This window comes from Paraperibacillus esterisolvens, from assembly GCF_046237625.1.
In the GTDB taxonomy this organism is placed as follows: domain Bacteria; phylum Bacillota; class Bacilli; order Bacillales; family DSM-1321; genus Paraperibacillus; species Paraperibacillus esterisolvens.
This window is the reverse complement of record NZ_CP143545.1, coordinates 3,482,638-3,495,344: the sequence shown is the minus strand read 5'-3', so window position 1 is coordinate 3,495,344 and position 12,707 is coordinate 3,482,638. Positions and strand designations below refer to the sequence as shown.

Annotated in this window: 11 protein-coding genes; 9 read left to right on the top strand and 2 right to left on the bottom strand. The window is 45.4% G+C overall.

Features of this window, described 5'->3' with window-relative positions:
• Positions 1-471 precede the first annotated feature (471 nt).
• From V1501_RS17685 to V1501_RS17665, 5 genes are all read left to right on the top strand, one after another.
• Positions 472-1,299 (top strand): STAS domain-containing protein, encoded by an 828-nt coding sequence (locus V1501_RS17685; RefSeq protein ID WP_409290163.1) that lies wholly within the window; start codon positions 472-474, stop codon positions 1,297-1,299.
• Between the two features lie 1,078 nt (positions 1,300-2,377).
• Positions 2,378-3,742, top strand: coding sequence for an amino acid permease (locus V1501_RS17680; protein WP_409293442.1), 1,365 nt, complete (start codon positions 2,378-2,380; stop codon positions 3,740-3,742).
• A 272-nt stretch (positions 3,743-4,014) separates the two neighbouring features.
• Positions 4,015-5,262 carry an RNA polymerase sigma factor gene (locus tag V1501_RS17675; protein ID WP_409290161.1) on the top strand — a complete coding sequence of 416 codons (1,248 nt, stop codon included), beginning with the start codon at positions 4,015-4,017 and terminating at the stop codon, positions 5,260-5,262.
• An 84-nt stretch (positions 5,263-5,346) separates the two neighbouring features.
• Entirely contained in the window at positions 5,347-5,721 is a 375-nt protein-coding gene (locus V1501_RS17670) for a YciI family protein (RefSeq protein WP_409290160.1), read from the top strand.
• 213 nt (positions 5,722-5,934) lie between these two features.
• Complete coding sequence (locus V1501_RS17665; protein WP_409290158.1) at positions 5,935-7,803, top strand: prenyltransferase/squalene oxidase repeat-containing protein; 1,869 nt, start codon at positions 5,935-5,937, stop codon at positions 7,801-7,803.
• A gap of 46 nt (positions 7,804-7,849) precedes the next feature.
• On the opposite strand, the gene V1501_RS17660 is transcribed toward V1501_RS17665, so the two are convergent.
• Entirely contained in the window at positions 7,850-8,437 is a 588-nt protein-coding gene (locus tag V1501_RS17660) for a hypothetical protein (protein ID WP_409290156.1), read from the bottom strand.
• Positions 8,438-8,614: 177 nt separating this feature from the next.
• Between V1501_RS17660 and V1501_RS17655 the strand changes: the two genes are divergently transcribed.
• The 3 genes from V1501_RS17655 to V1501_RS17645 are packed head-to-tail and all read left to right on the top strand — an operon-like array spanning position 8,615 to position 11,208.
• Positions 8,615-9,463, top strand: a complete 849-nt coding sequence (locus V1501_RS17655) for a DUF72 domain-containing protein (RefSeq protein ID WP_409290154.1) — start codon at positions 8,615-8,617, stop codon at positions 9,461-9,463.
• A gap of 37 nt (positions 9,464-9,500) precedes the next feature.
• Positions 9,501-10,850, top strand: a complete 1,350-nt coding sequence (locus V1501_RS17650) for a bifunctional metallophosphatase/5'-nucleotidase (RefSeq protein ID WP_409290152.1) — start codon at positions 9,501-9,503, stop codon at positions 10,848-10,850.
• A gap of 55 nt (positions 10,851-10,905) precedes the next feature.
• Complete coding sequence (locus V1501_RS17645) at positions 10,906-11,208, top strand: YunC family protein (protein WP_409290150.1); 303 nt, start codon at positions 10,906-10,908, stop codon at positions 11,206-11,208.
• A 397-nt stretch (positions 11,209-11,605) separates the two neighbouring features.
• Here the strand turns inward: V1501_RS17645 and V1501_RS17640 are convergent, their stop codons facing one another.
• Positions 11,606-12,361 carry a TraR/DksA C4-type zinc finger protein gene (locus V1501_RS17640; RefSeq protein WP_409290148.1) on the bottom strand — a complete coding sequence of 252 codons (756 nt, stop codon included), beginning with the start codon at positions 12,359-12,361 and terminating at the stop codon, positions 11,606-11,608.
• Between the two features lie 157 nt (positions 12,362-12,518).
• Here V1501_RS17640 and V1501_RS17635 point away from each other — a divergent pair, with 157 nt between their 5' ends.
• Positions 12,519-12,683: a hypothetical protein gene (locus V1501_RS17635; protein ID WP_409290146.1), complete on the top strand. Its 165-nt coding sequence runs from the start codon at positions 12,519-12,521 to the stop codon at positions 12,681-12,683.
• Positions 12,684-12,707: the final 24 nt, after the last annotated feature.

The following is a 12,707-nucleotide window of genomic DNA, read 5'->3' as shown; positions in this document are numbered from 1 at the left end:
AGGTTAGCTAGGAAAGAAGACTAAACCTCAGCAGAAAAAAGAAGAGCGTATAGACTCGATAGAAGAGGATAGTCAGGAGAATAAACCAAAGGCCGGGCGGGATTGACAGACAACTCTACTCCAGCAAAAAGCTGTATGTAGCCAATACCTTTATACCTGGATTATGTATGCCGGAAGGAAAGCCGTCTATTGTGCTGGCGATGAACAAGCCACTCCTAGTAAAAGCTAGCATCCCGGGGACTATACCTGGTCTTAGATAAAAGAGGACAAAGGAGATGCCGGTCCAAAAGGCCAAAATCGGTGAAACAAAAGTGAAGAGCTATACAGCCAAAGGTTATATTACTGAACAGGAAGCAGAAAAGATCCTGGCCGCTCAGGAATAAAATATACTTGGGTATTTATGGATTTGTACAATGGAGGTCTATGGCGTATAATCTTTGTAAAATCTACTATAGAGGATGGCATAGGAAAATGTCCACGACCCTAAATATGATGGGACTACATTTGGTTGAAAATGCCGAGGTGCTTGCTGGCCAGGTTGTTAGCAGTGTACTGACAGAAATGAGTTTAAATATCTCAGATGTGGAAAGAATTCAAGCAGTTCAAATGTATAATGAGCTATTCAAGCACTTAGGTAATTCTTTGTTATGTGAAAACAGCCAGCAGGAAGTTCCTGATTTACTCCTGGAATGGAGTAGGGATAATGCGGTTAAACAAGTGTCTGATTATAGTGGAATATCTGAAATAGTCATGCGCTACACACCGAGTAGAAGCATCCTTACAGACGTTCTCACTGAAATAAGCATTAATTTAAGCCTTTCTCTAAAAGAGAACGTCTATGTGCTTAAGAAATTAAACCAATTCTTAGACTTTAGTATAAATGAAACAGTAAGATATTATGAGCAGCTTATGTCCCAGTTTAGAATTCATACAGAAAAAGAAATAGCTAATTTATCTGCACCTATTGTTCCTATAAGAGAAGGGATAGGTATTATCCCTCTTGTTGGAGAGTTCAGTGAATCGAGAATTGCACATTTACGTGATAATGTAGTACCAAAGATAGTTGAAATGAAAATAACGGACCTAATAGCTGATTACTCAGGAATTGAACACATTCCACCCGAATTTGGCCAGGCTTTATATGAAATGGCGCAGGTCCTTCAGTTGTTGGATGTTAATGTTATTGCGACCGGGTTGAGGCCTAAGCTGGTTAAAAGTATTGTTGAAGGCGGGCTTGATGTTAGAGAGTCAAAAAACTTTTCAACAGTAAAACAAGCATTAGAGTCATTGGAAAAATAAATAGTGTGAACCAAGCACCCCCTTAATGGGAGGTGTTTTTTTGTTTAATAAGCTGAATCTTAAAAAGAGAAACAATAAGTAAGGGGGATTACACTGGAGGAGGTACTGATGGAGACTAAGATACAGGAACATGACAAAGCCTTAAATGAGAACATCCTGTGCAGGCCTGAAGCCGTTGAGCTGGAGATGCCAAGTTTAAGCAGGTGATGTAAAAAACTATATAAAAGGGTACAGCAGGTAAGACCTCCTGAAAGGAGGTCTTTTTTTTTCCATAGAGCGGGGAATTTATTTTTCTCAGCTGACTTGCAGAAAATCGGGAATAAAGAACTATCAGTCTTTTTCAGCATAAGCATTATAATTATTTATCATTCCTGATAACTATTCATCATGTCCACAATTATCAAGGTGGTTATATAAGTTTCATAAATAGGTTGAGTTCTGTTCATGTTTTTATTTGTGTATATTCTATTAATATAGTAAAATGACAGCCTGCTGAAAAAAGTGGATAGATAATATGCTGTAACAAAAGACCTAAAGCAATTGTTCCTTGCGTATTTATGATAAATAAGTTAAATTAAAAATTATCAGAATATACTAATAGGAAAGCAAGACCTGATTATTTATCTTTTTTATAAGGTAGGTTTTAACAAAATGTTCTAACGAGAATATTCATCGTTAAACAAGGCTGACTGGAGTGTAAGATGCGGGACTTCTGATGGGGCTTTGAGACTTTGGACCTGCAAATCCAAGGCTTTTGCATAAGTGCGACTAAGCTTCTGTCTTCTTTATCTGGTCGCTGCTTTTCAAAAAGTAAGTGGGTTCTATAAGAATATATCTTTATTCTGCATCCATTCTGTTCAGTATGAAAAGCACCGTTCTCCGCCTTTCCGGGAGCAGCGGTACAAGGAAAAGCCAAGGAGGCTCACCCCATGCCGCGCTGAAAGCCAGCGCCTGGAACGGAAGTCAGTCTGCTTGGTTCAAAAGGTTTAGGGTTTTTGTAAAGCGCTTACAATCAAAGGGAGGATTCATTGTGGAAAATTCAGTCTTGAAGCGGGAACTAAAAAGGCGCCATATTTTAATGATAGCTTTAGGCGGGGTGATCGGGACAGGTTTATTTATGAGTTCCGGCTACACCATTCATGAAGCAGGCCCAGGCGGTGCACTGGCTGCTTATCTGTGGGGCGGATTTGTCATGTACTTGACCATGCTCTGCCTTGGAGAGCTTGCTGTCCGGCTCCCTGATGCCGGCTCCTACCAAACTTATGCCTCAAAGTATATCTCACCATCAGCGGGCTATGTTGTCGGCTGGATGTCCTGGCTGAACTGGGCTGTCACGATCGGGCTTGAGCTGATAACGGTCAGCATGCTGATGAAGCGCTGGTTCCCGGATGTATCGACATGGGTGTGGTGTGTGGTGTTCACCCTGCTGCTATTCCTGGTCAATGCATTGTCCACCAAAAGTTTTGCTGAAGTGGAATTTTGGTTTGCGGGAATCAAGGTCGTAACAATCATCGTCTTCATTATCGTGGGGGGAGCGGCCGTGTTTGGATGGCTGCAGATGGATGGCCAGCCTGCACCCTATCTTTCCAATTTTACAGGCAATGGCGGGCTCTTCCCGAATGGCATTACAGCAATCTTGGTAACGATGATTGCGGTTAACTTTTCCTTTCAGGGCACTGAGCTTGTGGGCATTGCGGCCGGTGAAAGTGAAGAGCCGGAGAAAACGGTGCCGAAGGCCATCAATAGCACGGCATGGAGGATCTTTATTTTCTTTATCCTTTCCATGTTCATTTTGTCTGCGTTATTTCCATGGCAGAAGGCGGATCTTGTAGAGAGTCCTTTTGTTACAGTGTTTGAGGGCATTGGCATTCCTTATGCCGCAGATATCATGAATTTTGTTATCATCACCGCTGTGCTCTCGGTCGCCAACTCAGGATTATATGCGACCTCCCGAATGCTGTGGTCCATGTCCAATCAAGGAATGATCAGCCCTGCCTTTGCAAAACTCAATAAGCGGGGGGTGCCTATGCTCGCGCTGACGGTTAGTCTTGGGGTCGGGTGTCTATCGCTGCTGTCGGGAATTTTCGCAGAAGAAACGGTCTATTTATGGCTTCTTTCGATTGCCGGGTTTGGCGCAGTTTTCATCTGGCTGTCGATTGCTGTGTCCAATCTGCTGGGCAGAAAGCATTTCCTGAAAAACGGGGGAAGAATCGAGGATATTAAATACAAGACACCATTCTATCCGTTGGTTCCGATTCTCGCCATCATCGCAAACTCTGCAGTCATCATCAGTCTTGCTTTCATTGAAGAACAAAGGATTTCCTTGTACTGCGGAATTCCTTTTATGGCGGCATGCTATGTTTACTACAAACTTAGGGCGAAAAAACGGATGGAGGTCAGGGGAACTTGGGACTCCGTTGATATCACGGATGCTAAAATATAAAATCAAGGGAGCCTGGAAATATTCCAGGCTCTTTTTTATCTTCCAGTCTGGTTGCGCGGAGCGGGAGGCAAATCAAGTTTTGTTAGCCGGTAAGGGGTATGTTTGAATCAAACTATGGAATATATGCTGAGAATAATAGAAGTACATTCCTGGAAGGAGATAGGCGGCTTTTAATTGAATAAAAGTGGTTATAAAACATTTAAATAATCTTACCGTTATAAACAAGTTCTGTTTTTTGTCTTTATAAGGATGGAAAAAGGAGGAACAAACTTATGAGTGATTTCAGCCGCCATTGGATTGAATCGGTTTGGAGGACGGAATCAGGCAAAATAATTGGAACGATTACTCGAATGGTGAGGGATTTGAGCATTGCGGAAGATATTGCGCAAGACACCCTGGTTATAGCGCTTGAACGCTGGCCACTCTCAGGTATTCCGGATAACCCTGGCGCATGGCTGATGGCTGCGGCCAAAAGAAAAGCTATTGACGTGCTTCGCCGAAAGAAATTACTAAAACAAAAATATGAACAATTAGCCTTTGAAATAAACACACATTACGAGCCAGACTGGGCTGATAATGAAGAAGATATCAGGGATAATATGCTGCGTCTTATTTTTATGACATGTCATCCGGTATTATCCAAAAATGCCCGTACAGCACTAACTCTGAGATTGGTTGGGGGACTGACGGCAGAAGAAATCGCATTAGCGTACCTGGTACCCGAACCCACCATTGCCCAGCGGATTGTGAGAGCAAAACGAACACTATCAGCGGCCAAAGTTCCTTTTGGGACTCCTGATAAAACAGTTTACAAGGAAAGGCTCTCCTCTGTTCTGGAAGTCATTTATCTCATGTTCAATGAAGGGTATCTGGCTTCCTCAGGTGATTATCTGATGCGAACGAACCTTTGTCATGAAGCGTTAAGAATGGCGAGGGTCTTGGCGGAACTCATTCCTGCCGAACCGGAAGTTCATGGACTTGCTGCTCTCATGGAAATACAAGCTTCCCGTTTTAAAGCACGAACGAATGCAGATGGTGAAATGATTTTGCTGCTTAATCAAGACCGTTCGTTGTGGAATCAGAAACACATCAGCCGGGGCATGGCCTCTCTGAAAAGAGCTGAAGACCTGGGAGGATCATTTGGAATATATGTTTTACAAGCATCCATAGCTGCCTGCCATGCCAAAGCTGCCTCACCGGAAAAGACGGATTGGAAGCGGATTACTGCTCTTTATGATGCACTTGCAGAAGCTGCTCCTTCTCCAGTCGTTGAACTGAACCGGGCAATTGCTATATCGATGGTGAATGGAACAGAAGCAGGGCTGGAGATTGTTAATTCTCTGCAATTGGATCCCGCATTGAAGGGCTATCATCTGCTTCCGAGCGTGAAGGCTGACTTTCTTTTAAAACTGGGAAGAAAGAGGGAAGCATTCAGTGAGTTTCAGCGCGCCGCTTCGTTAACGCAAAATATACAAGAGCAGAAGTTTCTATTCAAACAGGCTGAAAATTGTATGAAATAAAAATTAAAGTTTAGTCGACTTTTCAGTTTACAGTTCGTTGTATTAATAGATACAAAAAATTTGAGTAAAACAGGAGTGGTAATAATGATATTTTTATGTATGGGGTATTTCAACCGCGAAGCAATGGATGCACGCCCAAGCGCAGAGATTGAGGCTGTAATGAATGAATGCCAGCATCACCTTGATAATTTTTATGAAAGCGGAGAGGTGCTGGTTGATGCAGGACTGGAGTCTGAAAGCAAAAGCCTGCGCCGTGTGGACGGCAAGGTAGTCGTAACAGATGGCCCGTTTACAGAAGCGAAAGAGATGATTGGCAGCATATTCATTTTTGAAGCAGAGAGCATGGATGAGGCGATTCAGCTGGCATCGCTTCATCCTGCAGCACAAGTTGACAAAGGGGAAGAATTTGGCTGGCGCATTGAAATCCGTCCGGTTCATCACTTCAAGAAGGATAAATAAAGATAGATAATATCATATAGAGTATGAGAGATCTTGAAAATACCGGCGACCCTGCAGAAAGACGTTGGTATTCTTTTATCCAAGGTCTTTCTTGATTAAGTCCCCTTTTCCGGAAACCGGGTATCAACAGGCATCTTAAACAGAAGGAATAGTAAATATTGACCAACCTATCCCCCATACAATGTAAGAAGGCATTGAGGGGGAGGTGGCTGTATGACAAAAGAAGTAAGGGATGAAATAGAACGGCTGATTTCTAAGCTGAAGCACGACCAATTGGAGGATGGGTCATGGGATTATCCTTTTGAGACCGGGCTGATAACGGATGCCTATATGATTATCCTGCTGAAACTGCTGGGGCAGGAGGAAGCGGAGCTCATAAAAGGACTGGCTGAAAGGATTGAAAGCAGGCAGGAGGAAAATGGAGCCTGGAAGCTGTTCCGTGATGAGCGGGATGGAAATACCTCCCTCAGCATTGAATGTTATTATGCCCTGCTGTTCAGCGGAATCAGGAAAAAGAGTGATCCTGCGATGATCAGGGCCAGGCGGTTCATCATGTCGAGGGGCGGTCTGGCAAGTGCAGGCATGTATACAAAAATCCTCCTTGCATTAACGGGTCAATATAAGTGGCCCGCTGTCTTTCCTGTACCGCTTGAAGCAATCCTGCTGCCCTCTTCATTTATCGTCAGCATTTATGATATATCCGTTTTTGGCAGGTCGAATATTATCCCAATCCTGGTTCTGGGAAATAGAAAATTTCAGGTGATTGTTCCAGCCACACCTGATTTAACGCACCTGAAAGACGGGGGGCGCGGCAGTGACTGGGAAGAATTCAGGAGCGGGGAAGCCAGGAGTCTGTTTGGTGCGGTTGCAGGGGGTGTGAAGGCATTGGCCGGTCTCCCCGGGCATCTCAGGAGGCTTGCAGAGGATGCTGCGATAAAGTATATGAATGGACATTTAGAAGCCGATGGCACTCTGTACAATTATTTCAGCTCTACCTTCTATATGATCCTTGCCTTAATCGCATTGGGCATCCCAAAAGAAGATAAAGTCATCATGGCTGCGCTGGGTGGATTAAAAGGGATGGCCTGCAGAATTGAAGGGAAGCTGCATATGCAGTATACAACAGCCAATGTCTGGAACACAGCGCTGATCAGTCATGCACTCCAGGAGGGCGGTGTGGCGCATACCGACTCTGCTGTTGAAAAAGCCAATTTATATCTGAGATCGCGGCAGCATCATCAATATGGAGACTGGATGATACGAAATCCATCTGCACTGCCTGGAGGATGGGGCTTTTCAGATTTAAACAAGATAAATCCAGACGTGGATGATACAACAGCTTCTCTAAGGGCTGTTTACGGAAACCGGGCTTTGATTGATGAAGGCTGGCGGCGGGGTCTGCAGTATACCGTATCCATGCAGAATGATGATGGCGGCTGGCCGGCTTTTGAACGGAATGTGGATAAGAAGCTCCTGCATCTCCTGCCGATCCAAGGGGCTGAATTCATTCTTACTGACCCCTCAACTCCAGACTTGACCGGAAGGACTCTTGAATTCCTGGGCAACTATGTCAATCAGAAGCTTCCTGGCTTTTCGATCAAGTCTGCCGTCAAATGGCTGCACCGCCATCAGGAAGCAAATGGTTCCTGGTATGGACGGTGGGGGATCTGCTATATTTACGGAACATGGGCCGCCTTAACCGGGCTGACGGCTGCCGGTGAATCACCCCGGTCAGCCAGAATCAAGAGGGCAGAGAAGTGGCTTCAGAAAATCCAGAATGAAGACGGCGGCTGGGGAGAGTCCTGCCTGAGTGATATCCATAAGACGTATATCCCGCTTCAGGCAAGCACACTGACACATACTGCATGGGCCCTGGATGCCCTCGTTTCCGTAAAGGAGGAACCGGATGCTGCCGTCCGCAGAGCCGTTTCCTATTTGATCAAACACGGCAGGGACGAAGACTGGACCAGCAGATATCCAGCAGGGCAGGGAATGGCTGGCTTTTTTTATATCCATTATCACAGTTACCGGCATGTATTTCCTTTGCTTGCCCTGAGTCATTACCTGAATAAATTCCACTGACCCAAAAAGCGCGCCTATAATCAGTTGTCTGCCTGGAGGCTGCGCTTTACTGTTTTAGATGATTTTTTCTTTTCAAATCTTCTGCCTTATCATCTAATTTATCTGCTGTTTCTTCTAATTCCTCTATTTCTTCTTCCGCCTTAAAGATAAGGTCGTCGGTCTGATATTTACTCTGATGATGTTTCCAGAGAAGCCAAAGTGCTCTTCCATCACTGGGAGTCCCATTCGGGAAGTCCATCGGAAATAGAGCAAAAAACATAGTGTTGAAAGAGAAGTATTGGAATTGGTAAGTCCAGACATTGGCTTCCATATAATTGGAAGTAATCAGAAAGTTTGTAACCATGATGCTTAACAGGTTAAAAAGCGCTCCACCTAGGAAGATGAGGGAATTGGTAATCTGGTTATTCCATCTAAGGCTTGTGAATTCACAGCCCCCGCTCCAGAAATAAAAAGTCCTGAATTCCAGTTTCCAAAAAGAAAAAAGCACTTTTCCACAGCCGACTACGATCTTTTTATCTTTACCGCCAAACAGGGCAACAAAGAAAATGTGGCCAGACAAATGGATTAGGGTCACCATAGGGAAGATTAAAAAGAAAGCAGAGAAGAACTTCCAGAAATCATTCGGTCCGAACATGTATGCAGCTCCCCCTTTGGTGTTAATATCTTTACTGGGACAACTCTACTCTGATACCCTCTGTGCACACTCTATAACGTGCTTTTCCCCCCGAAAATGACAGACATGTTTTAACAATGAGCCCTCCAGGGTACCTGTGCTATAATAAACCAAAAACTTGAGGTGAGAGGGTACCTTATGATCTATATCGGAGTCACTGGCTGGGGAGATCACGACTCAATTTACCCCGATAAAATGGCAGCAAAGGATAAATTAAAAGAATATGGCGGCCATTTTCCGGCTGTAGAAGTAGATGCTTCGTTTTATGCGGTACAGCCGAAGCGGAATGTTGAAAGGTGGATTGCAAGTGTACCTGCCGGTTTTCAATTCATTGTGAAGGCCTATCAGGGCATGACGGGACATCAGCGCGGAAAAATCCCCTTTGACAGCAGGGAGGAAATGTTTGCTGCATTCAGGGATTCTGTGCAGCCTTTTCAGGAGGCAGGAAAGCTTGCCATGATCCTTTTTCAGTTTCCGCCATGGTTTGACTGCAGTAAGGAAAATGTAGAAACTCTCCGCTATTGCAGAAAAGAAATGGGCGGCCTGCCGCTTGCCCTGGAATTCAGGAACCAGTCCTGGTATTCCCCTCCTTTCAAGGAAAAAACCCTGCAGTTCATGGAGTCGGAAGGGTGGATCCACACCGTCTGTGATGAACCGCAGGCAGGGGAAGGCTCGGTGCCCCTGATCCTTAAGGCAACGGATAAAAAGAAGACCCTGATGAGGCTTCACGGGCGGAATGTGCATGGCTGGACTAAACCTGCAGCCGGGGATAAATGGAGGGAAGTCAGATACCTTTACCGTTACAATCATAAGGAGCTTACTGAGCTTGCGGAGCAGATCAGGGCGCTCCATGAAGAGACGGAAGATGTATTTGTCCTTTTCAACAATAATTCGGGCGGGGATGCAGCCGATAATGCTAAGCAAATAATTGAAATACTTGGAATCGAATATAAAGGCTTATCATCGAGGCAGCTTGACCTCCTGTAACGGAAGCATCCAGATATAAGCAGTAAGGAAGTTATTTATGGAAGAAAGAATTCATATCTATCATACGAATGACCTGCACAGCCATTTTGATTACTGGCCAAGGATCGGCCGGTTCCTTGAAACAAGAAAGAAGTGGCATTTGTCAGAGGGAGATGAAGTGATCGTCATGGACATCGGTGACCATATTGACCGGGTGCATCCATTGACTGAAGGAACGTTTGGGAAAGCCAACACCTCCCTCCTGAATAAAGCCGGCTATCAATATGCCGCCATCGGGAATAATGAAGGGATAACACTGCCGCATGACAAGCTGGATGAGCTTTATGACGAAGCTTCCTTTACTGTGCTGGCCGCCAATATCTTTTATGAAGATGGAAGAAGGCCAGACTGGGCTCTGCCTTCTTATATCCATCAGACACAAAGAGGGAGCAGGATTGGCTTAATAGGAGTTACAGCCTTTTATGAAAAATATTATGCACTTCTGGGATGGACAATCACTGATCCCATCGAGGCGATACAAAAGGAGCTGGCGGGGCTTGCGGGGAAAACAGATTTGATAGTCCTCCTTTCCCACCTTGGCCTGCACGAGGATGAGAAGATTGCCGGGAAATTCCCCGGTATCGATGTAATCCTGGGTGCGCATACACACCATGTGCTTCATGAAGGCAGGGAGGCAGGCAGCACCCTGATATGCGGAGCTGGTAAATACGGCTACTATGTAGGGCATGTGGAGATTAAATTAGATGGAGAAGGAATGAGAAAAAGGGCAAGGGTATATGAGACTCACACGCTGGATGAGTCACCCGATGATGCGGAATATGCCGGAAGGCTCTTTGAAATCGGGAAGGAGTCGCTGAGCTCGGTGGAAGCAGATGTACCCATCAATCTTACCTGTGATTGGTTCATGCCTTCAGACCTTCCTCGTCTTTTATGTGAGGGTCTCAGGGAATGGTGTAAAGCGGATTGTGCCTTTCTGAATGCCGGCCTTGTGCTCGACAGCCTTCCTGCGGGCGGGGTGTCCAGGTTTGATCTGCACAGGATATGTCCCCATCCCATCAATCCCTGCCTCGTTGAATTGAATGGAGAAATACTGCGTGAGATTCTTATACAGTCCCGGGCTGAAGAATGGCCGGAAATGCAGATCACGGGTCTTGGCTTCCGGGGGAAAGTAATGGGAAACATGGTGTATGATAAAATTACATTCCTCGGCAATGATATATTCATCGATGGCCAGGTTCTTAAGGACTCTTCTGTGTACAGGCTTGCCATCCCTGATATGTTCACCTTTGGCCGGTTCTTTCCTGTCCTGCGGGACCTGCAGGATAAAACCTACCTTATGCCTGAGTTCCTAAGGGATATACTCCTTGAGAAAATCAAGGGCCTTTGATTCACCGCTTCCGCCTTTTGCTCATATGATTGTATAAAAAGCGAGGCGGTGCAGTATGATCAGCTTAAAGCCTATAGTCATCGATGGTATGACCTTTATGGGAACCTCGGTAGAATTGCCGAAAACCACGCTGCTTGCCATTTCTTCGGATAAAGGATATATCATGTGCGGGGCACTCGATATCGGACTCCTCAATGAGCGGCTTACCGGGAGGAGGATTCTTGCAGGAAGGGCCGTGGGAGTCAGGACGCTTGATGAGCTTCTCGATGCAGTGCTGGAATCGGTCACATATGAGGCTGAGAGTGCAGGAATATCAAAAGGGATGCCGGTGAGAGAGGCGCTCCTGAAGATGGTCTGACTTGAAAGAAACGGAGCCAGTTTATAAGTTGGGAAAACACAGTCCGGAGTTATTTCCTCCGGGCTTTGCTGTGCCGCTGGCAGGCCAGCCGGAAACGGCAAGTAAATCTGTGGCTTCCGCAAGTAAACCTCGATATCTGCAAGTAAGTCTGCGGATTCTGCAAGTAAATCAGCGACTTCCACACGTAAATGGCAACAGATACAGGGCCAATGTCCAGCTTGCAGTGAACATGTAGTTCTTTTGATAAAAAAGTGGCTGCTGAAGTGAACAATATCAGAAAAATAAGCGCAACTCTATAAGCCTGCAGCACCCTGGTTTTATCAGAAAAAACTTATATGCTGAAGCAAGAGTGAAATAAAAAAGAAAATGCCCTAAATAGGGCATCCTCTCTTTTGCTTTACGTTTCCTCATCTTCTGTATAGGGATCCTTTTCGCCCGGGGGCAGATCTCCAAATGCGGTCATCAGGTCTTCTTCATCTAACAGGGCTTCGTATTCCTCGTGGCGTTCATTCGGATAGATGGTTATATTCTTTCCATACATATCCACTCCGACAAAATTTTCATAAGCCTCTACATAGCCGATTTGTTCTTCCGCCTCATTATACATATCGCCGTAAAGGTTCTTGGGCTGCCAGAAATCGGATGGAGAGTTTGAGGTTCCATGCTCGGCGGCATCCTGCCAGGCATCCTCGGCGTCATAAGCGACGTTTTCGTCCTGCTCATCCATATCGAATTTACCGAAAGGAGGCATAAGCACTCCCTCCTCAAGCGGCCTTCCGACAGCTGCAAACTGATCGGCGTCCTTTATGCAGTATAAGGTGCTTGGCATAGCTTCCAGCCGTTCTGCTGGGATATCATCACCGCAGACTTTGCAGATGCCATATGTTCCCTCCTCCATGGCTTGCAGGGCATTGGTTATGTGAGAGTACTCCAGCTTATAATGCTCCCATAATGCCAAATCCTTTTCCCTTTCATAAAGCTCTGTGCCAAGGTCGCCTGGATGGTTATCATATGCTGAGAGCTCTGATACACTCTCCTGGGGAAATCTCCATTCGAATCCCAGCTTATCATTTTTTTGAAGATGTTCTTCAATTTCTTTCTTGTTATTTGTCAATGCCGATTTTAATTTTTGAAGCTGTTCGGGAGATAGCATTCAGTTTGCTCCTTTCTATCTCTATCGTTATTTTATTTTCGGTCTCCGGGCTCTTATTTATGTATGCGATATGTTTCCGATTCCAGCGGGATCTGGGGATACAAAGTGAGAGGGGGAGCGATACTAATTCCAAGACTTAAGCGAGGGAGGCCTATCAATGGTCAATCAGGACTTTGAAAAATTTAATGATATTCAGCAAAAACATAAAACAGTCTACCCGGGGACCGGACATGATGATCACGTCAGCCCCAATGATCCCCACTCGCATTCCAACAATAAAAAGACCGATTATTCCCCCGGAGTGACCGGGCGGGAAGGTTAATTCCGAACGCATAAGAGGCTGGCC